Annotated in this window: 1 pseudogene; it reads left to right on the plus strand. The window is 40.6% G+C overall.

Annotated elements, in window-relative coordinates:
* Positions 1-199 (plus strand): annotated as a pseudogene (locus tag ACYVTD_RS19180) (hypothetical protein); the annotation flags it as partial.
* Between the last annotated feature and the right edge of the window lie 40 nt (positions 200-239).

Raw genomic sequence — 239 nt, forward strand, 5'->3', positions numbered from 1 at the left:
CATGAGTGGAAACGTGGATGAATGGTGTTGGGATATGTTTGATTTTTATTCAGCCAATGCCCAGACTAATCCTATGACATCTTCTTGGTTATATAATTTTCCTCCTAATTCTTCTCATGATCGCATGATTCGTGGAGGAAGAAACACGGAGCGAGGTTATGGATATAGCCCCGGCGATAAGGGAGCAGAACATTGGTAATGCCTAAAGCCGTAGAAAAAGGTTTATTACTTCACTTTTA

The sequence above is a fragment of the Treponema sp. R6D11 genome (assembly GCF_054786075.1).